At 71.9% G+C, this 20,090-nt stretch carries 17 protein-coding genes; all 17 read right to left on the minus strand.

All coding sequences use genetic code 11. The features are described from left to right. Positions 1-97 precede the first annotated feature (97 nt). The 17 genes from AC1DW8_RS17335 to rsmH all read right to left on the minus strand — a co-directional run bounded on the left by AC1DW8_RS17335 (position 98) and on the right by rsmH (position 19,871). A complete protein-coding gene (locus AC1DW8_RS17335; protein WP_056776258.1) occupies positions 98-1,330 on the minus strand; it encodes a DivIVA domain-containing protein in 1,233 nt (410 codons plus the stop codon). A 133-nt stretch (positions 1,331-1,463) separates the two neighbouring features. After that, the gene (locus AC1DW8_RS17340) at positions 1,464-1,748 is read right to left on the minus strand and encodes a YggT family protein (RefSeq protein WP_020144665.1); all 285 of its coding nucleotides are present in this window, start codon (positions 1,746-1,748) and stop codon (positions 1,464-1,466) included. 100 nt (positions 1,749-1,848) lie between these two features. Further along, positions 1,849-2,331 (minus strand): cell division protein SepF, encoded by a 483-nt coding sequence (locus AC1DW8_RS17345; RefSeq protein ID WP_056776256.1) that lies wholly within the window; start codon positions 2,329-2,331, stop codon positions 1,849-1,851. A 40-nt stretch (positions 2,332-2,371) separates the two neighbouring features. Further along, entirely contained in the window at positions 2,372-3,112 is a 741-nt protein-coding gene (locus AC1DW8_RS17350; protein WP_056827289.1) for a YggS family pyridoxal phosphate-dependent enzyme, read from the minus strand. After that, entirely contained in the window at positions 3,109-3,855 is a 747-nt protein-coding gene (locus AC1DW8_RS17355; RefSeq protein WP_056827288.1) for a purine nucleoside phosphorylase YfiH/LACC1 family protein, read from the minus strand. Before AC1DW8_RS17355 ends, AC1DW8_RS17350 begins: the two co-directional genes overlap by 4 nt. 141 nt (positions 3,856-3,996) lie before the next feature. After that, positions 3,997-5,286: a cell division protein FtsZ gene (gene ftsZ / locus AC1DW8_RS17360; protein WP_056827287.1), complete on the minus strand. Its 1,290-nt coding sequence runs from the start codon at positions 5,284-5,286 to the stop codon at positions 3,997-3,999. A 361-nt stretch (positions 5,287-5,647) separates the two neighbouring features. After that, entirely contained in the window at positions 5,648-6,424 is a 777-nt protein-coding gene (locus AC1DW8_RS17365; protein ID WP_082623027.1) for a cell division protein FtsQ/DivIB, read from the minus strand. Continuing rightward, entirely contained in the window at positions 6,421-7,896 is a 1,476-nt protein-coding gene (gene murC / locus AC1DW8_RS17370) for a UDP-N-acetylmuramate--L-alanine ligase (protein ID WP_056827286.1), read from the minus strand. The genes AC1DW8_RS17365 and murC overlap by 4 nt, the downstream gene beginning before the upstream one ends. Continuing rightward, positions 7,893-9,005, minus strand: coding sequence for an undecaprenyldiphospho-muramoylpentapeptide beta-N-acetylglucosaminyltransferase (murG, locus tag AC1DW8_RS17375; RefSeq protein WP_056827285.1), 1,113 nt, complete (start codon positions 9,003-9,005; stop codon positions 7,893-7,895). Before murG ends, murC begins: the two co-directional genes overlap by 4 nt. After that, positions 9,002-10,297: a putative lipid II flippase FtsW gene (ftsW, locus tag AC1DW8_RS17380; RefSeq protein WP_478095316.1), complete on the minus strand. Its 1,296-nt coding sequence runs from the start codon at positions 10,295-10,297 to the stop codon at positions 9,002-9,004. The genes murG and ftsW overlap by 4 nt, the downstream gene beginning before the upstream one ends. Next, complete coding sequence (gene murD / locus AC1DW8_RS17385; protein ID WP_442275436.1) at positions 10,294-11,784, minus strand: UDP-N-acetylmuramoyl-L-alanine--D-glutamate ligase; 1,491 nt, start codon at positions 11,782-11,784, stop codon at positions 10,294-10,296. Before murD ends, ftsW begins: the two co-directional genes overlap by 4 nt. Beyond that, positions 11,781-12,866: a phospho-N-acetylmuramoyl-pentapeptide-transferase gene (mraY, locus tag AC1DW8_RS17390; RefSeq protein WP_056776242.1), complete on the minus strand. Its 1,086-nt coding sequence runs from the start codon at positions 12,864-12,866 to the stop codon at positions 11,781-11,783. Before mraY ends, murD begins: the two co-directional genes overlap by 4 nt. Continuing rightward, positions 12,863-14,281 (minus strand): UDP-N-acetylmuramoyl-tripeptide--D-alanyl-D-alanine ligase, encoded by a 1,419-nt coding sequence (locus tag AC1DW8_RS17395; RefSeq protein ID WP_478095317.1) that lies wholly within the window; start codon positions 14,279-14,281, stop codon positions 12,863-12,865. The genes mraY and AC1DW8_RS17395 overlap by 4 nt, the downstream gene beginning before the upstream one ends. Further along, positions 14,278-15,852 (minus strand): UDP-N-acetylmuramoyl-L-alanyl-D-glutamate--2,6-diaminopimelate ligase, encoded by a 1,575-nt coding sequence (locus tag AC1DW8_RS17400; RefSeq protein WP_478095318.1) that lies wholly within the window; start codon positions 15,850-15,852, stop codon positions 14,278-14,280. The genes AC1DW8_RS17395 and AC1DW8_RS17400 overlap by 4 nt, the downstream gene beginning before the upstream one ends. Positions 15,853-15,863: 11 nt before the next feature. Continuing rightward, positions 15,864-17,651, minus strand: a complete 1,788-nt coding sequence (locus AC1DW8_RS17405; protein ID WP_478095319.1) for a peptidoglycan D,D-transpeptidase FtsI family protein — start codon at positions 17,649-17,651, stop codon at positions 15,864-15,866. Positions 17,652-18,201: 550 nt separating this feature from the next. Further along, positions 18,202-18,864: a cell division protein FtsL gene (gene ftsL / locus AC1DW8_RS17410; RefSeq protein WP_056776235.1), complete on the minus strand. Its 663-nt coding sequence runs from the start codon at positions 18,862-18,864 to the stop codon at positions 18,202-18,204. Then, a complete protein-coding gene (gene rsmH / locus AC1DW8_RS17415) occupies positions 18,861-19,871 on the minus strand; it encodes a 16S rRNA (cytosine(1402)-N(4))-methyltransferase RsmH (RefSeq protein WP_056776234.1) in 1,011 nt (336 codons plus the stop codon). Before rsmH ends, ftsL begins: the two co-directional genes overlap by 4 nt. Positions 19,872-20,090: the final 219 nt, after the last annotated feature.

Consider the following 20,090-nt stretch of genomic DNA (forward strand, 5'->3'; position numbering starts at 1 on the left):
AAACGCCTATGCGGGCGAAGTGTTCGCCCTTCGGATACACCTCAGGCCGCCCGGGACGATGCCCGGACGGCCTGCGTGCGTCTGTTCGAGGTGGGACTCAGCCCTGGTTGCCGTCTCCGGCTCCGGCGTGGGCCGGCTCCTGGGCGCTCGAGTCGAGGTCGTGCAGCTGACCCTCGATGTAGGACTTGAGGTTGCTGCGGTAGTTCTTCTCGAAGCCACGCAGCTCGGCGATCTTGCGGTCGAGCAGGCCCTTCTGCTTGTCGAGCTCCTCGAGGAGGGCCGCCTTCTTCTGCTGCGCCTCGGCGACCATGCCGGTGGCCCGCTCGCGAGCCTCGGTGAGCATCTCGTCACGCTTGGACGTCGCCTCGGCGATCATCTGGTCGCGCTGCGAGGTCGCCTCGGAGATCATCTGCTCACGCTGGGCCGCGGCTGCGGCCGAGATCTGCTCGGCCTGCTGGGTGGCCTCGTCGTGACGGCTCTGACCGGTGTTGATGAGATCGTCGTGCCGGGCCTGGGCCGCGGCGAGCAGCTCGCGGTGGCGGTTCTCGGCCTCGGAGATGAGCTCGTCGCGACGGGTCTCACCGGCGGCCACGTGCTCGTCGTGCAGGCGCTGGGCGAGGGCGATGACACCCGCGGCGTCGACGTTGCCCGTCGCGGCGGCTGCGGCCGGCGCGGCAGCAGCGGCTGCGGCGGGAGCGGGAGCCGGCGCCGGAGCTTTGGCGGCCTCCTCGCGCAGTCGTGCAGCGGTGGCCGCGGCAGCCTCCGCGTCGGCCTGGGCCTTGGCGGCCCGCTCCTCGGCGGCGCGGGCGTTCTCCTGCGCCTTGGTGAGCTTGCCCTCGGCGTCGGCGACCTGGGAGTTGATGCCGTTGAGCTTGGCCTGGGCGTCGTTGAGCGCCTGCGAGTCGACGGCGGACTTGGCGGCCGCCTCGGCGCGCTCGGCCTCGGCCTTGGCGCGGTCGATGCGCTCCTTGGCGACCCGCTCGGCGTTCTCGGCGTCGGCCTTGGCCTTGGCCGCGCGGTCGGTGGCGGCCTTGAAGGCGCGCTCCGCGTCCTGGATCTTCGCGGTGAGGCCGCCGAGCTTGGCGTCGTCACCGGGCCGGCCCACGGCCGGCATGGCCGCGGTCGCACCGTCGGCACGGACGGCCGACTGGTTCTTGCTCGCGCGGCAGTCGTTGAGCTGCTTCAGGTAGTCGTCACGCTGCTCGATGAGCGAACGCATCTCCGCCACGATCTCGTCCAGGAAGTCGTCAACGTCCCGCTCCTCGTAGCCACGACGGAACTGCGTGGTCTGGAAGTGCTTGTTGAGCACCTGTTCAGGCGTAAGCGCCATGTGTCACCTCGATACAGACGTAATGGTTCGGGTCAACGGTATCTAACGTTCCGGTCACGAACCAAAGCCATGCTCACCGATCGGCGTGTGGACACCCGCGGCCCGAGGTGCGGGACGGGTGACCGCCGGTCGGTCAGAAGAAGCTCGGCACGTTGAGAGCGAGAGAGGTCAGCAACATCAGGACGAGGAAGCTGAGGTCGAGTCGGACGCCACCGAGGCTCGGTGACGGGATGACCTTGCGCAGGGCGCGCAGGGGCGGGTCGGTCACGGTGTAGACGGCCTCGGCGAGGACCAGGACGACCCCGGTGGGTCGCCAGGACCGGGCCAGCACCTGCACCCAGTCGATGACGAAGCGGCCGATGAGGGCGATGAAGAAGGTGAAGACCACCACCCCGTAGATCGTCCAGAACGCGTCCATGTCGGTCAGTGTCCCTGATGTCGGGGCAAGAGTGTGAACCGGGGCCCAGGTCGATGGTCCTGTGACCCCGGTTCGCGCTCACGGCGGTGGACTGGTGGGCTCAGCTCTGGTTGAAGAAGCCGCGGGTGTTGGCCGCCGGCGCCTCGGGCTCGTCGGCGGAGATCTCGACGTGCGCCGGCGAGAGGAGGAACACCTTGGAGGTGACCCGCTCGATCGTGCCGTGCAGCCCGAAGACGAGCCCAGCCGCGAAGTCGACGAGACGCTTGGCGTCGGCGTCGTCCATGTCGCTGAGGTTCATGATGACCGGCACCTGGTCGCGGAACCACTCACCGATGTTCTTGGCCTCGTTGTAGGTGCGAGGGTGGATCGTCGTGATGCGGTTGAGCGAACCGACCTCGACGTCGCGCACGACGGCGGCGACGGGCCGCTTCGTGGGCAGCTGCGTCACGGCAGCGGTGTGCTCGGTCTCGTCGTCGTAGCGGTCGGACTCGTCGTAGGCGTCGTAGTCGTCGTAACGATCATGACGCTGGTCCTCCTCGCTCAGTCCGAGGTACACCATCGTCTTGCGCAGTGCCCCTGCCATGGCCAACTCCCAAAACGTCGGATTGTGATCGTTGACGACGTTACAGAAGTGACGGGCGTGAACCGAGGATTGCCGTGCCGACACGCAGGAGTGTCGCTCCGTGCCGCAGCCCGGCCTCGAGGTCGCCGCTCATGCCGGCGGAGATCCAGTCGGCACCGGGGTGCCGAGCACGTATGCCGTCCGCCACCTCTCGCAGCCGGGTGAACGCCGCGTCGGGGTCGGCGCCCAGAGGGGCGACGGCCATGACGCCGCGCAGGTCCAGGAGCTGTTGTGCCGCAACGGTGTCCGCGAGGGCGTCGACATCGGCGGGGAGGACACCACCGCGCGACGTGTCGCCGTCGAGGCTCACCTGGAGCAGCACCTCGACGGTCCGGTCCGCGGCGTGGGCGCCCTTGGCGAGGGCGGCGACGAGCTTCGTGCGGTCGACGGACTGGACGACGTCGGCGTAGCCCGCGACGTGCGCCGCCTTGTTGCTCTGGAGCCGGCCGATGAAGTGGAGGGTCGGCGCCTCGGCGCCGGCCTCCGAGAGCCGGTGCCGGACCTCTCGGAACTTCTCGGCGGCCTCCTGGTCGCGGTTCTCGCCGAAGTGCCTGACGCCGAGGTCGTGCAGGAGCAGGACGTCGGAGGTCGGGAAGTACTTCGTGACGACGACGAGGGTGACGTCGTCGGGGTCGCGTCCGGCCTCGGCGCAGCCGCGCTCGATGCGCGTGCGCACGGCACCGAGGCTGTCGCGCAGCTCGTCGCGTCGCGCCGCGTCACCGCTCGACGGGGCGCCCGTCACGCGTGCACCGGCCGGAGCGCGACGATGCCGGCGAAACGACCGGTACGGCCGTCGCGCCGGTAGGAGTAGAGGTCGCCGCTCTCGCGGGTGCAGCCCGGGACCCACTGCACCGCGACGTCAGCCGCAGCGAGCTGTTCGACGACGCCGGCGGCCACGTCGATGGCCGGGGTCCCGGTCCAGGATCGTGCGGCGGAGGCCGCTGAGGTCTCGGCGGCGGTGCGCGCCATCTCTGTCGGGACCTCGTAGCACCGTCCACAGACGGACGGCCCCACGGTCGCCGAGACGGACGTCGCACCGAGGTCGCGCATCGCGGTGACGGCCCGGCCGACGATGCCCGCGAGCATGCCCGGCCGACCGGCGTGCACCGCGCCGGCGACTCCGGCGCGAGCATCGTGCAGCAGCACCGGAACACAGTCGGCGACCAGCACACCGAGCGCGAGATCGGTTGCGCGCGTGACGATTCCGTCGACCGCTGGTGGCTCCCCGACCCACGGCCCGTCGACCTGCACGACGTCGGCCCCGTGGACCTGGTTCATGAGGACGAGACGATCGCGTGGGACGTCGATCTCGTGCGCGACGGCGGTGCGGTTGCCCTCGACATCGGCGGGGTCGTCGCCGACGTGACCGCCGAGGTTGAGACCGGCATACGGCCCGCTCCCCCGGCCTGCCGACCGACCCGTGAAGGCGAGGTCGACGGAGCAGGTGTCGCCGTCGCTCGCGGTGGTGGTGCGCCAGTAGAACACGACGACAAACCTATCCCGGGGACCAGAGCGGCCCGCGGCCGACCGCACCGTTGCGGGGCCCCTGGGACGCCGACGGGCGGGAGACGCTGAGCGCGTCTCCCGCCCGTCCGGGTCGATCTCGGCCTCGGGCCGCCCGTGGCCCTACTTGAGGAAGTCGGGGACGTCGAGGTCGTCGCCCTCGTCGAACGTCACCTGGCGCGGCGGCTGCTGCACCGGCTGGGCCGCGGGGGCCGGAGCGTGGTGCTGGGGCTGCTGCGCCGGGGCAGCGGGCTGCTGGGTCGGCAGCTGCTGGGCGGGCTGCTGGTGGTGCACCGGGGCCGCCTGTGCCTGCTGCGGCGCCGCCTGCTGCGGAGCCGCCTGGGGCACGCCGTTGGAGTGCTGCGGCGCCGACTGCGGGGCCGGCGAGGCCGGACGCTGCTGGGCCGGCTGCGAGCGACCCATGACCTGCCCGAGGGCGCGGTCGTCGTGTCGCTGGCTGGGGCCGCCGCTGTCGAAGCCCGCGGCGATGACCGTGACCCGGACCTCGTCGCCCAGGGCGTCGTCGATGACGGCACCGAAGATGATGTTGGCCTCCGGGTGGGCGGCCTCCTGGACCAGGCGAGCGGCCTCGTTGATCTCGAAGAGACCGAGGTCGGACCCACCCTGCACGGAGAGGAGGACGCCGTGCGCGCCGTCGATGGACGCCTCGAGCAGCGGGCTGCTGATCGCGAGCTCGGCCGCCTGGACGGCCCGGTCCTCGCCGCGCGCGGACCCGATGCCCATGAGGGCTGAGCCCGCCCCCTGCATGACCGACTTGACGTCGGCGAAGTCGAGGTTGATGAGACCGGGCGTCGTGATGAGGTCGGTGATGCCCTGGACACCGGAGAGCAGGACCTGGTCGGCCGAGCGGAAGGCGTCCATCATCGACACGTTGCGGTCGCTGATCGAGAGCAGCCGGTCGTTGGGGATGACGATCAGGGTGTCGACCTCCTCGCGGAGGCTGCCGATGCCGGACTCGGCCTGGTTGGCGCGACGACGGCCCTCGAAGGTGAACGGGCGAGTGACGACACCGATCGTCAGGGCACCGAGCTCGCGCGCGATGCGAGCCACGACGGGGGCGCCGCCGGTGCCCGTGCCGCCGCCCTCACCGGCGGTGACGAAGACCATGTCGGCCCCCTTGAGGACCTCCTCGATCTCCTCGGAGTGGTCCTCGGCGGCCTTCTTGCCGACCTCGGGGTCGGCGCCGGCGCCGAGGCCGCGCGTCAGCTCGCGGCCGACGTCGAGCTTGACGTCGGCGTCGCTCATGAGCAGCGCCTGGGCATCGGTGTTGATGGCGATGAACTCGACACCCTTGAGGCCGACCTCGATCATGCGATTGATGGCATTGACGCCGCCGCCGCCGATGCCGACGACCTTGATGACGGCCAAGTAGTTCTGCGGTGCTGCTGCCACGAGAGTGGGCCTTCCTGACTGGTGGTGCCGGTGCTGCGGGTGGTCTGGGGGACGGGCGGTGCGTGGTCTGGGTGGTGCGGCTCGTTCCGAGCGTGTAGCCCTCAAACCTTAAACGTAGACATAAAGGTTACAGTTTGGTCACGAACCAGTGCCCTGACGGTATGACGAGGCACAGGGTCGATCAACCCACGCCGCGGCGTGTCGTCACCGGGATTGACCCAATTCCGGGAGCCGCGCCCCAAGGGCCACACCAGCACCACCGGACACTCGGGTCACGACCGCCCGGGGATCACCCTCCCACGACCGGCCTGCGGGCCCGTGGGCGGGTCCCGTGGCGGACGAGACGCCCCGGCCGTGGGTGTCAGCGTGTGACCGGTGACGACGGGACGCTGACGTCGATCGTCGAACCGGGTTCTGGCAGAAGGATCTTCACGAGGTTCGCCTTGCGTTTGCCGTCGGCGGCGCCACCCCAGACGACCGTCTTGCGCTTCTCCCCCTTGGCCTTGACGGTGAAGGAGACCTGGTCCGCCGTCGACACCGACACCCCTGAGACGTCGGCACGCAGCGACGGGTCGAGGGACCCCAGCGCGCCCAGGGCTGCCTCGACCCCGGCCTTGGTGACCTGCGCGGACCCCGAGCTGACGAGCGGGACGCCGTCGGGGGCACTGCCGACGGTGCGGAAGGCGACCCCGTCGCGGTCCACGACGTCCACCTCACCTCGAGGGTTGCGGACGGCGAGCACGGCGACCCTGGGCGTCACCGTGATGACGACGGTGTCGGGCAGACCGCGGCCGACGGTGACCGAGCTCCACGCCTTGCCGGCGAGCAGCCGCTGCGCGACGGCGTCGGTGTCGACGCGCATGAGCGGCCCGCCGAGCGGCACCCGGGCGACGGCACGCACCTGCGCGGAGGCGGCCGCGCTCACGCCGTGCACCTCGACGCGAGACGCGGTGAGGGCACTGCTGAACCACCCCACCCACACGAGCAGCCCGGCGCCCAGCACGAGGGTCGCAAGGATCCCCGCGACGAGGCGAGGACGTCGCCGAGCGGCGGCCGCGCGGCGCTCGAAGCGGGTGCGCGACGAGGCGAGCCCGGTGCCCGCGACCCGGCGGCGGGCGTTGCCGTGCTCGAGCATCATGGCGTGCCTCCCCCGAGGATCCGCAGCACCTCCGGGCCGATCATCGTGACGTCGCCCGCGCCGACGGTGAGCACGAGGTCCCCTGGCCGGGCGAGGCCTGCGACCCGACCGGCCACCTCCGACCACGAGGGCACGTAGTGGACCTCCACCTCGGGCCGGGCCGCCGTCACGGCGTCGGCGACGAGTCGGCCGGACACTCCGGGCACGGGGTCCTCGCGGGCGGCGTAGACGTCCATGAGGACGACGACGTCCGCCGGGGACAGACCGGCCCCGAGCTCGGCGGCGAAGTCGCGCGTGCGGCTGTAGAGGTGCGGCTGGAAGACGACGACGAGCCGGCCGGTGTCGCCGACGAGGTCCTTGGCGGTCTCGACGACCGCTGCGACCTTGCCCGCGTTGTGGGCGTAGTCGTCGACGACGACGACTCCGCCGGCCTCGCCCTTCGGCTCGAAACGACGGCGCGTCCCCGTGAAGGACGCCAGCCCGGCCAGGACCTGGTCGGGCGCCTGACCGAGCCCGTGGACGGCGGCGGCGTACGCGGCCGCGGCGTTGAGCGCGTTGTGGCGGCCCGGCACACCGAGCGTCATGCGTCGCTCGACGCCCTCGTCGAGCAGCGTGACCGAGGACGTGACGCCGTCCTGGTGGTGATGGTCCAGGACGACGTCGGACGACGGCTCGAATCCGTAGGTCAGCACGCGCGTGCCCGCGGCCCGGGCTCGCTCGGCCAGCGCCACGGCACCGGCGTCGTCGGTGCACGTGACGAGCAGGCCCCCGGGACGGATCGTGCCGACGAACGCGTCGTAGGCCGCCTGGACAACCTTGAAGTTCGAGTAGAAGTCGAGGTGGTCGGGCTGGACGTTGGTGACGATCGCGACCTCGGGACCGTAGACGACGAACGAGCCGTCGCTCTCGTCGGCCTCGACGACGAAGATGTCGTCGGAGCCGTCGTGCGCGTTGGTGCCGTGCTTCGCGAGCTCGCCGCCGACGGCGAACGACGGGTCGAGACCGCAACCCTGCAGGGCCACGGTGAGCATCGAGGTCGTCGTCGTCTTGCCGTTGGCACCGGCCACGGCCACCGGCCGGCGTCCGTGCATGAGCGCGGCGAGTCCCTGCGCGCGGTGCAGCACGGGCACGCCACGCTGGCGCGCGGCGACGAGCTCGACGTTGTCGTCGCGGATCGAAGAACTCATGACGATGGCGTCGGCGCGCTCCTGGTGCGCCTCGTGGAAGCCGACCCACACGCCGGCGCCCTCGCTCTCGAGGGCCTTGAGGACGGGCACGTCCTTGGCGTCGCTGCCCGTGACGCGGATGCCACGCGCGAGCATGATGCGGGCGACTCCCGACATGCCGGCGCCGCCGATGGCGAGGAAGTGCACGCGACCGAGCTCGTCGGCGCCGGGCACGACGGCCCGGAAGTCGAAGCGCGCCGCCGCGAACGGGTCGTCGACGGTGGGGGTGCGCGGGGTCTGGGTCACGTGCGGTTCCTGCCTGCTGCGGCCCGGTCGACCAGGTCGGCGAGCTTCTCGTCGGCGGCGGGTTCGCCCAGGGCCCGGGCGGCCGCAGCCATCCGCGCGATCCTCTCGCGGTCGGTCGCGAGCCCGAGCAGCACGGCGTCGACCCACTCGGGGGTGAGGTCGGCGTCGTCGACGAGCAGGCCACCACCGGCGGACACGACGTCGGCGGCGTTGACGCGCTGCTCGCCGTTGCCGACGGGCAGCGGGACGTAGACGGCCGGCAGGCCGACGGCCGTCAGCTCGCACACCGTGTTGGCACCCGAGCGTGCGACGACGAGGTCGGCGGCGGCATACGCCAGCTCCATCCGGTCGGCGTACGGCACGACGACGTACGGGGCCCCCTCGGCCGGCGGCTCGGGGACGAACTCCTTGCCCAGCCCGGTCACGTGCAGCACCTGCACTCCCCCGCGGCTCAGCTCGGCCACGCGCGCCCGGAAGGCGTCGTTGAGGCGCTGGGCGCCGAGCGACCCGCCGGTGACGAGGACGGTGGGCCACTGCGGCTGGAGCCCGAAGAGCTCGAGGGCCTCGGCACGCACGGCTTCGCGGTCGAGCGTGGCGACCTCACGGCGCAGCGGCATGCCGATCCGCTGGGCGTGCGGAAGGGACGTGACCGAGAAGGTCGTCGCCACGGCACTCGCCCAGCGGGCGCCGAGACGGTTGGCCAGGCCCGCACGGGCGTTCTGCTCGTGGACGACGATGGGGACGTGACGGCGCCGCGCGGCGAGGTAGGCCGGGGTGCTGACGTAGCCCCCGAAGCCGACGACGACCTCGGCACCGGTCTCGTCGATGGCCGCGCCGGCGGCGTCGACGGCCGCCTTGAGACGGCCAGGGAGCCGAAGCAGGTCGGCGCTCGGGCGACGCGGCAGGGGCACCTTGGGCACGACCCTCAGGTCGTAGCCCCGGGCCGGCACGAGGCGCGCCTCGAGACCCTCCTGCGTGCCGAGCGCCGTGACCCGCAGGTCGGGGTGGCGCCGACGGAGGGCGTCCGCGAGGGCGAGCAGCGGCGACACGTGGCCGGCGCTGCCTCCCCCGGCGAGCAGGACGGAGGTGGGCGAGGACAGGGGAATCACCGGCTTCTGCGACGTTGCGGGACGGACCGGACGCGGGACGGGAGCACCGCGAGCGACCGACGGACGAGACTCGGGCGCGCGTCGAGCAGGGCCTTGCAGCCCGGTTCGTTGCGCGCGAAGGACAGCAGGATGCCGAGGGCCAGGAGGGTCGTCACGAGTGAGGACCCTCCGGCCGAGACGAGCGGCAGCGGGACACCGATGACCGGAAAGAGCCCGATGACGGCGCCGATGTTGATGATCGCCTGGCCGAGGAGCCACGCCATGATGCCGAAGCCGGCGATGCGCACGAACCGGTCCTGCGTGCGGCTGACGAGCCGGAAGCAGGCCCAGGCGAGGATGCCGAAGAGGAGCAGCACCATGAGCGTGCCCGGCAGCCCGAGCTCCTCGCCGATGATCGCGAAGATGAAGTCGTTGTGCGCCTCGGACAGCCACTCCCACTTCTCCTTGGAGGCCCCGAGGCCGACGCCCCACCACCCACCGTCGGCGAGGGCGTAGAGCCCGTGGACCGACTGGCCGCACCAGCCGTCCGGGTCGGCGTTGCAGGACGGGCTCAGCCAGTTCGCGATGCGGCTCGTGCGGTTGTTGCTGCCGGTCACCATGAGGGCGACCCCGAGGACGGCGAAGCCTCCCGCGATGGCGAACACGCGCTTCGGGGCACCTGCGACCAGCAGGACCGCGGCGACGATGACGAGCACGACCATCGCCGTGCCGAGGTCGTGCCCGGCGAGGATCAGGCCGATGACGACGGTGGCGATGGGCACGAGGTAGGGCAGCACGACGTGGAGCATGCTCGCCATCCGCGACGACTTGTTGGCGAAGATGACGGCCCCGACGAGCACGAGGCCCACCTTGGCGAACTCGGCGGGCTGGAACTGGATCGGCCCGACGGCGAGCCAGTTGCGGTTGCCGTTGACGCTCCGGCCGAACGGGATGACGGCTGCGAGCAGCAGCACGGACACGATGATCGTCGGGAAGGCGAGGCGCTTCCACGTGCCCACGGCGACGCGGCTCGCGACACCCGCCGCGACGGCGCCGATGACGGCGAAGAGCAGCTGGCGCAGGAACACGGTGTACGAGGCCTCGTCGGCGAGCAGCTGCTCGACGCTGGAGGCCGAGAAGACCATGATCAGGCCGAAGACGACGAGCGTCGAGGTGGCGCCGAGGATGAGGTAGTACGTCGTCAGCGGCGACTCGAGCTTGCCGATGACGGGCAGCGACCGGTGCGTGGTCGCGGTGTCGGCCGAGCCCGCGGTGCCCGCGGCCGTCTTGTCGCCGGCGGTGGTCGCGCTCACTCCAGCCCCCCGTGTGCCTCGAGGTGCCGCCGGACCGCCTCCTCGAAGGCATCGCCGCGGGCTCCGTAGTTGGTGAACATGTCCATCGACGCGGCGGCGGGGGCGAGCAGCACGACGTCGCCCGGCTGGGCGAGTCGGGCAGCCTCCCTGACGACACGGTCCATGACTCCAGTGTCGGTGTCGGACACGTCGACGACCGGGACATCCGGCGCGTGTCGGGAAAGGGCCTGGGCGATCTGGTCGCGGTCGGCGCCGATGAGCACGACACCCCGCAGGCGCGAGGCCATCTCCTCGACGAGGCTGTCGACGTCGGCTCCCTTGAGCAGGCCTCCCGCGACCCACACGACGGAGTCGAACGACCGGATGGCCGCAGCGGCCGCGTGCGGGTTGGTGGCCTTGGAGTCGTTGACGAAGCGCACGCCCTGGACCGTCGCGAGCTCGGCGATCCGGTGCCGGTCGGGCCGGAAGGCCCGCAGGCCGTCACGCACGGCGATGGGACCGACGCCATAGGCACGGGCCAGCGCGGCCGCCGCGAGGGCGTTGGCGACGTAGTGCGGCGCCACCGACGGAGCGTCACCCCGCAGGTCGGCGATGGTGCACAGCTCGGCGGCCGAACGCTGGCGCTGCTCGACGAAGGCGCGGTCGGCGAGGACGTCCTCGACGACGCCGACCATCGAGGGCGCCGGGATGCCTGTCGTGAACCCGATCGCACGGCACCCCTCGACGACGTTGGCCTCCATGACGAGCTGCTCGGTCTGGATGTCCGCGACGTTGTAGATGCACGCCAGGTGGGTGTTCTCGTAGATCTTGCCCTTGGCCCGGAGGTACTCGGCGTAGCTGCCGTGCCAGTCGATGTGGTCGGGAGCGACGTTGAGCACGGCGGACGCGACGGCCGAGACCGAGCGCTGCCAGTGCAGCTGGAAGCTCGAGAGCTCGACGGCCAGCACGTCGTAGGGCTCGGGGTGGAGCACCGCCTCCAGCAGGGGCGTCCCGACGTTGCCGGCCGACGTGGCGCGCAGGCCCGCGGCCCGCAGGATCGAGGCGAGCATGTTGACGGTCGTCGTCTTGCCGTTGGTGCCCGTGACCGTGAGCCACGGGGCGGCGCCCTCCCGGGCGCGCATGCGCCAGGCGAGCTCGACCTCTCCCCACACGGGTATGCCGGCCGTGGCCGCCGCGAGCATGAGCGGGTCGTGCGGGGGGACGCCGGGCGAGGTGACGACGAGCTCGGTGCCCGGCGGCGGCTCGACGACGTGCTCGGGGCCCAGGCGGACGTCGACGTCGAGGATCTCGAGGATCGTCGCGCGCTCGCGGATCGCCTCGGTCTCGTCGCGGGAGACGGCCGTGACGCGGGCGCCGCGGTCGGCGAGCGCGTCGGCGGCGGCGAAGCCGGACACGCCGAGCCCGACGACGAGGACGTTGATCCCCGACCAGTCCGCGTCACGGTGGGTCAGTCCCTCGCGGGGCTCGTAGAGCGGGTCGAAGCTCACTGGGACCCCACCACCCACTCGGCGTAGAAGACGCCGAGGCCGAAGGCGACGAAGAGTCCGGCGATGATCCAGAAGCGGACCACGACCGTCACCTCGTTCCAGCCGACCATCTCGAAGTGGTGGTGCAGCGGCGCCATCCTCAGCACCCGTTTACCGGTGGTCTTGAACGAGGCGACCTGGGCCACCACCGACAGCGTCTCGAGGACGAACATGCCGCCGAGGATGATGAGGAGAAGCTCGGTGTGGGTCGTGATGGCGAGGCCGGCGAGCGCGCCGCCGAGGGCGAGCGAGCCGGTGTCACCCATGAAGATCTTCGCGGGCGTCGCGTTCCACCAGAGGAAGCCGAAGCACGCGCCCATGCCCGCAGCAGCCACGAGGGCGAGGTCGTGCGAGTCGCGCACCTCGTAGCACTTGATGCCCGGGTTGGTCTGGCAGTTCTGGTTGAAGGTCCAGATGCTGATGAGGACGTAGGCGCCGAAGACCATCGTCGAGACGCCCGTCGCGAGACCGTCGAGACCGTCGGTGAGGTTCACGCCGTTGGACGCGCCCGCGATCATGACGTTGGCGAACACGACGAAGAGGATGACCCCGACGACGGTGCTGCCACCGAGCGCGAGGCTGATGTTCGTGTCGCGCACGAACGACACGAGCAGCGAGGCGGGATTGCGGTACTGCTCGTTGGGGAACTGGAGCGCCAGTCCGGCGAAGGTGATGCCGACGAGGGCCTGCCCGAGGAGCTTCTGCTTCGAGCGGAGGCCGAGGCTGCGCTGCTTGCTGATCTTGATGAAGTCGTCGAGGAAGCCGACGAAGCCGAGACCTGCGGCGAGGAAGAGCACGAGCAGCCCACTGGCCGTCGGTGGGTTGAGGGTCAGCAGGTGCGCGAGGAAGTAGGCGCCGAGCATCGCCGCGAGGATGACGGCTCCGCCCATCGTCGGCGTGCCGCGCTTCGTGTGGTGCGAGGTCGGCCCGTCGTCGCGGATGAACTGGCCGTAGCCGCGCTTGACGAGGTACTTGATGAACAGCGGGGTGCCGAACAGCGAGATGAGCAGCGAGATCGATGCTGCGAGAAGGACGCCCTTCACCGCGAGACCGCCTCTCCGGAGGTCGTGGGGACGGGTGTGGTGGTGCTCGCGCCCTCGGAGGCGAGGCGGTCGCCGAGCCAGCGCAGTCCGCTGTCGCGGCTCGACTTGAGCAGGACGACGTCGCCGGCGCGGAGGCGCGCGGCGAGCAGGTCGTGGGCGGCGTCGGTGTCGGGCACCCACTCCGAGCCGGGGACGGCCTCGGCGAGCGGACGGGCGCCCTCGCCGACGGCCACGACGTGCTCGAAACCGCGCGACGCGGCATACGACCCGACGGCTGCGTGCTCGGCGTCGCTGTCGGGGCCGAGCTCGAGCATGCCCCCGAGGACGGCCCAGCGCTCCCCCGTCACGTGCATGGCGGCGACGGCGTCGAGCGCGGCACGCATGGAGTTGGGGTTGGCGTTGTAGGCGTCGTTGACGACGACCACGCCGTCGGCCCGGTCGGTGATCTCCATCCGCCAGCGGCTCACGGCCTCGGCAGCGCCGAGCCCGGCCACGACCTGGTCGAGCGACAGCCCGAGCTCGAGCGCCGCCGCGGCGACGGCGAGGGAGTTGCCGACGTGGTGGGCACCGCTCTGGCGCAAGGAGACCCGGGCCGAGCCCTGCGGGCTGACGAGGGTGTATGCCGCCCTCCCGCGCTCGTCGAGGGTGACCTCCTCGGCGCGCACGTCCGCCTCGGGCGCGAGCCCGACGAGCTGGACCCGGGACGCGACGCCGGAGGCCATGGCGGCCACGACGGGGTCGTCGGCGTTGAGGATCGACAGCCCCTCGGCGGGGACCGCCAGGGGCAGCTCCGCCTTGGCGCGGGCGATGTTCTCGCGTGACCCGAACTCGCCGATGTGAGCGGTGCCGACGTTGAGGACGATCGCGACCTGCGGCGGTGCGATGCGCGTGAGGTAGTCGATGTGGCCGATGCCCCGGGCGCCCATCTCGGCGACGAGGAAGCGCGTGGTCGGCGTGACACGGCACACCGTGAGCGGCACGCCGATCTCGCCGTTGAGGGAGTTGACCGGTGCGACCGTCTCGGCGACCGACGACAGCACGGACGCGAGGAGGTCCTTGACGCTGGTCTTGCCCGACGAGCCGGTGATGCCCACGACCCGCAGCTCGGGAGCGCGGTCGACGACCCCGCGGGCGATCCGGCCGAAGGCCGTCTGGACGTCGTCCACGACGACGCACGGCACGCCGTCGACCGGACGCGAGGTGAGGGCTGCGGCCGCTCCCGCCGAGACGGCGGCAGCGACGAAGTCGTGCCCGTCGGCGCTCTCGCCGACCCGCGCGACGTAGAGGCTGCCCGGCCCGCACTCGCGGGAGTCGGTGGTCACCGGACCGTCGACGACGACCGCCTCAGGCGTGTCTGTGCCGTGGACGGCACCTCCGGTGAGGTCGCGGATCTCGCTGAGGGACAAGGCGATCACGACGTCACCCCCGACGAGGTGACGGCTGCGAGGGCGGCGCGCACGGCGTCGCGGTCGTCGAACGGGTGCTTCACTCCGTGGATCTCCTGACCCTTCTCGTGTCCCTTGCCGAGCACCACGACGGTGTCGACAGGGCGGTCCTCCCCCGTGCCGACCACCGCGAGGGCGATGGCCTCGGCGATCGCGCTCGAGCGCGTGCCGCCGTCGATGATCTCGGACGCCCGCGCCGACCCGGCACCGACCTCCTCGCGCGCCCCGGCGATGACGGCCGAACGGATCTCGGCCGGGTCCTCGGAGCGGGGGTTGTCGTCGGTGACGACGACGACGTCGGCGCGGCGCGCAGCGGCGGCCCCCATGGCCGGTCGCTTGCCCCGGTCACGGTCTCCCCCGGCACCGAGGACGGCGATGAGGCGACCGCCGGTCGAGGCACGCAGCGCTGCGAGGGCGGCATCGACGGCGTCGGGCGTGTGCGCGAAGTCGACGACGCAGCGCGGGCCCTCGGGTCCACCGGGCGCGACGACCTCCATACGGCCCGGCACGTCCGGGGCCACGGACATGGCGCCCTCGACCTCGCTCGGCTCGAGGCCGATGCGCAGGAGCGCGAGGGCGGCCAGCGCGGTGTTGGCGACGTTGAAGTGACCGGGCAGGTGCGAGACGAGGCTCAGGGCGCGGCCCGTTGACCGCTCCCGCAGGGTGAACGCGCCGTCCTCGTCCTCCTCGACGCCCCAGTCGGCGTCACGGGCGCCCTCGGTCGTCGTGGCGAGGGTCGTCGTCGGCACGTGGGCCTCGGACGCGAGGCGCCGACCCCAGGCGTCGTCGACGCAGACGACCGCGGCGCGAGAGCGCTGCGGCGTGAAGAGGGAGGCCTTGGCCGCGAAGTAGTCGTCCATCGAGGGGTGGAAGTCGAGGTGGTCCTGGGAGAGGTTCGTGAAGAGCGCGACGTCGTAGACGACGCCGTCGACCCGGTGCAGCTCGAGGGCGTGGCTCGAGACCTCCATGATGCAGGCGTCGATGCCCCGCTCCCGCATGAGCCCGAGGAGGGCGTGCAGGTCGGTCGCCTCGGGCGTCGTGCGCACGGACTCGACGCGCTCGTCACCGATCCGCGTCTCGACGGTGCCGATGAGCCCCGTCCGCTGACCGTGCGCCCGCAGCGCCGACTCGACGAGGTAGGCCGTCGTCGTCTTGCCGTTGGTGCCGGTGACCCCGAGCATCGTCAGCGAGTCGGAGGGCCGGCCGTAGACCTGCGCCGCGACGTCGCCGAGCACGCGCCGTGGGTCCTGCGTGACGACGACGGGCACCGTGAGGTCGGCCAGCTCGGCGAGGCCGGCCGTGTCGGTGAGAACCGCGACGGCTCCGGCGGCCACGGCGTCGGCGACGAAGCGCGCGCCGTGCACGTTGAAGCCCGGGAGGGCCGCGTACAGGTCGCCCGGGAGCACGGCTCGACTGTCGAGCGTGACCCCTGTCACGACGGCGTCGACGCCGGCTCCAGAGGGCACCTCGGCCCGGATCCGGGTCGTCAGGTCGCGGAGGCGCACACCCGACGTGGCGGGTCGAAGGGGGGAAGGTGACACGTCATCCCAACTTACAGGCCATCCCGCTTCGCCCGCGCATTGCTGATGACCTCGGGGTCGTCGGACGACAGGGGCTTGTCGGCCCAGACGTGGTAGTCGAGGGTCGACGTGGGGCTGGGCGGGGCACCGGTGCGCTCGAGCAGGTAGGACATGACCTGGTTGAAGACCGGTCCGGCCAGCGCGCCACCGAACATGCCGGCGCTGGGCTTCTGGATGAAGACGGCCACGACGTACTTCGGCGCCTCGGCCGGCGCGAACCCGATGAACGAGGCGGTGAAGCCGTTGTAGCGGCCCAGCTTCTCGTCGTAGCGGTCGGCCGTGCCGGTCTTGCCGGCCACGCGGTAGCCCTTGATGCGGGCCGCGCTCGCGGTGCCGTTCTCGCCGGTGACCTCCTCCATCATCCGCGACAGCTTCACCGCGGTGTCCTCGGTCACGACGCGGCTCGGCGTCGTCGGTGTCGACGGGATGAGGGTGCCGCTGTCGTTGACGGTCCCCTCGACGAGCGACGGCGGCACGCGGACACCCTTGTTGGCGATCGTCTGGAAGACGCCGGCCTGCTGGATCGCCGTGACGGCGTAGCCCTGGCCGAAGAGGATCGTGTAGCGCCGCGTCGAGACCCAGTCCTTGGCGCCGGCGAGCAGGCCCGCCGACTCCCCGGGGAAGCCGACGGGGGTCTTCGAGCCGATGCCGAACTTGCGGTAGTACGCCTCCATGATGGTCGGCGAGACGCGCTCGCCGATGAGCATGGTGCCCATGTTGGACGACTTCGCGAGCACGCCCGTGGCCGTCATGTTCTCGACGCCGTGCGGCTCGTTGTCCTTGAAGGACGTGCCGGCCCGGGGCAGGCGCGGGGGCACGATGACCCCGGTGTCGGGCGTGATGACGCCCTGCTCGAGAGCGGCAGCCATCGTCATGAGCTTGCCGGTCGATCCGGGCTCGAACGCGTCGTTGAAGGCGTAGTTGCCGAGCGAGGACTTCGAGGCGTCGCCGAGGTCGTTCGGGTCGAACGTCGGGTAGCTCGCGGCGGCGCGCACCTTGCCCGTGGCCACCTCGAGGACGACCGCGGTGCCGGACTCGGCCCCGACGGCGGTCACCTGCTTGGCGAGGGCGTTCTGGGCGTACCACTGGAGGTCGGCGTCGATCGTCAGCTTGACGTCGCGCCCGTTGGCGACGGGGGTGTCGACCCGCTGCGATCCCGGGATGATGTAGCCGTCCCGGGCCCGCTCGGCGACGCTGACACCGGGAGTGCCCTTGAGCGCCGTGTCGAGCATCTGCTCGATGCCGCCTGCGCCGCTCTGGTCGGAGGGGCGCACGAAGCCGACGAGCTGGCCGAGCGCCATGGAGGTCGGGTAGATCCGCTGGGCCGTGCGCTCACCCGTGATGCCGGGGATGCCCAGCGCCCGGATCTCACGGTAGATCGCGGGGTTGACCTCCTTCTTCACCACGACGTAGCGGGTGTTCGAGCGCGTGAAGAGCTTCGTCAGCGCCGACGGCGTCATGCCGAGCAGCGGCGCAAGGTCGGCAGCGGCGCGGGTGACCCCGACCTCCTGCCGCACGCCGTCGATCTTCACCGTGTAGAGCGGGATGATCTTGGGGTCCGCGGCGATGGTGAAGCGCTCGACGGAGTCCGCGAGGACCTGTCCGTTCGTGTCGAGGATCTGGCCACGCATGGCCGGCGTCGTCGTCTTGACCGACCGCTTGAACAGCGCGGCCTCCTGGGTGGCCGACGCGTCGAAGGCCTGGATACGCAGCAGCTGCCCGGCGAAGATCGTGAAGACGAAGAGGATGGCGACGAACATGACGCGCGCCCTACGGCGCGGGTTCGCGCGCGAGATCTTGAGCGGGCGACGGGGCCCGCGCGGACCTCGAGGGCCTCGGGGTCCCCGAAGTGCCGCGGCACGCTGAGCTGCGGGCCCGCGACCGCGGCTCGAGGCCGTCTGGGTCCGGGGAGCGCTCGTCCGCGTGCTGGCTCGGGGGCTGCCGGACGGACTGCCGCTGCGGCTGCGAGCCGGCGCGGCGCCCCGCCCCGCCGAGGTCGCGCGCACCGACGTGCTCGCGCGCGCGCCCGCGGACGAGCCCGGCTTCTGTCCCGACTTCTGGCCCGACTTCTGTCCCGACTTCTGGCCCGACTTCTGGCCCGGGGAGCTGGCTGCACCGCTCTGCCGGACGGAGCCCGGCTGGGCGGCCCGCCCCTGGCCGGACCGACCCTGGGCGGGCCGGCCCTGGCTTGCGCGCGCCTGGCCGACGCGGGCCGTGCCCGTCGCGGAGGAGGCGCGACGGGTGTCCCCTGCGGGCGCAGCACCGCGACCGGTCCGTCGTGGATCGGTCGCTCGGTTCTGCGTCACGGGATCACCTCACCGTCGTCTGCTGGGCCTGCCCTGCCTGGCCCGCCCCGGTCGCGCCCGTGGCCTGCCCGGACGCTCCGGGCGTCGTGCCCAGTGTGGGTGCTGCGGGGGTCTCCGGCTTGGCACCGGGCGTCGTCGGCGTGGCGGCCTGGGACGGCGTGGCCGGCGTGGCCGAGGCCGCCTTGCTGGCCTTCGTCGCGGAGGACAGGACCTTCTTGACCTTGGCCGTCACGGCGGGCGGCGTCGGGCTCGTGACGATCGGGAAGGCGTTGTTCTTCGTCGCCGGCTCCGGCTCGCCCGACACGGTGCCCGTGGAGAGGTCGATGTAGCCGCGGGTGTTCATCCGCACCATGCCGATCTCGGCGGCGCTGCGCGCGAGCGCGCCCGTGGCAGAGGCCCGGTCGATGTCCTCCTGGAGGTTGCCGGCCGTGTCGCTGAGGCGTGCCGACTCGCGCTGGAGGTCGCCGACGGCCAGCGAGCCCTGGGCCAGTGCCGTGTTGAGCAGGAGCAGGGCGATGAGCCCGGCCGTGAGCAGCCCGATGCAGATCGTCACGAACGCGCCGTTGCCAGTGCGCGTGATGCTGCTCGGGATGACCCGGAGCGGCGTGGGGGCTGGGCCGCGCCGCGGCGCGCGGAGCGGCCGGGCCGTGGCGGTCATCTGGCTCATCGGGTGGGTCCCTTCCTGGTCCTGCTGGCTGGGGTGTGCGTGGAGGTGTCGCGCACGCGCTCGGCGACGCGAAGTCGGGCCGAGGCGGCCCGCGGGTTCGTGGTGACCTCGTCATCGCCGGGCGCCTCGGCGCCGCGAGTGACGAGGGAGAGGTATGCCGCGTGCTCGGCGAGCTCGACCGGCAGACCTGCGGGGGTGCTGGACGTGGCGCCGGCGGCGAAGGCCCGCTTCGTCGCCCGGTCCTCGAGCGAGTGGTAGGACAGGACCGCGATCCGGCCGCCGACGGCGAGGACGTCGATGGCCTCGTCGATGGCGCGGCGCCAGACCTCGAGCTCGTCGTTGACCTCGATCCGCAGGGCCTGGAAGGTGCGCTTGGCCGGGTGGCCGCTCTGTCGCTGCGAGGCGGCGGGGATGACGCGACGCAGCATGTCGACGAGGCGACCGGACGAGGCGTACGGCTCGATCGCGCGGTCCTGCACGACGGCCTTGGCGATCTTGCGCGCGTAGCGCTCCTCGCCGTAGTCGCGCAGGATGCGGGTGAGGTCCTCGACCGAGTAGGTGTTGAGCACGTCGGCGGCGGTCTGCCCCGTCGACTGGTCCATCCGCATGTCGAGCGGCGCGTCGACCCGGTAGGCGAAGCCCCGGTCGGCCTCGTCGAGCTGGAGGGAGCTGACGCCGAGGTCGAAGAGGATGCCGTCGACCGCGGACACGTCGAGGTCGCCGACGACGTCCTTGATGTCGTCGTAGACGGCGTGGACCGGGCGGAAGCGGTCGCCGAACCGGGCCAGTCGCTCGCCCGCGAGAGCCAGGGCCTCACGGTCGCGGTCGATGCCGACCACGGTGCAGTCGGGGAAGCGCTCGAGGACGCCCTCGGCGTGGCCACCCATGCCGAGGGTGCCGTCGATGTGCACCGCCCCTGGCCGCTGCAGCGCGGGGGCGAGCAGCTCGAGGATCCGGTCGCGCATGACGGGGACGTGACGCTCCTGCGCCTGTCCTCGATCGCTCATGGTGCGTCCCTCTCACGCTCGTGCTGCTGGGCCCTGTGTGGTGCGTCTGTGACGCACGGGGCTGATGTGACTGGTGTGACCTCACGGCGAATAGGGATCCGCCGTGGGGTGATGTGGTGGTGGCCGGTCGGCCGGAGTGGCAGCGAACAGGTGGAGGGAGCTGGTCGCGTGCCGGTCGGGAGTGGTGCTGTCGGTGCTGCTCTGCGGAGCCCGTCGACC

The sequence above is a fragment of the Terrabacter sp. P2_E3 genome, from assembly GCF_056403915.1.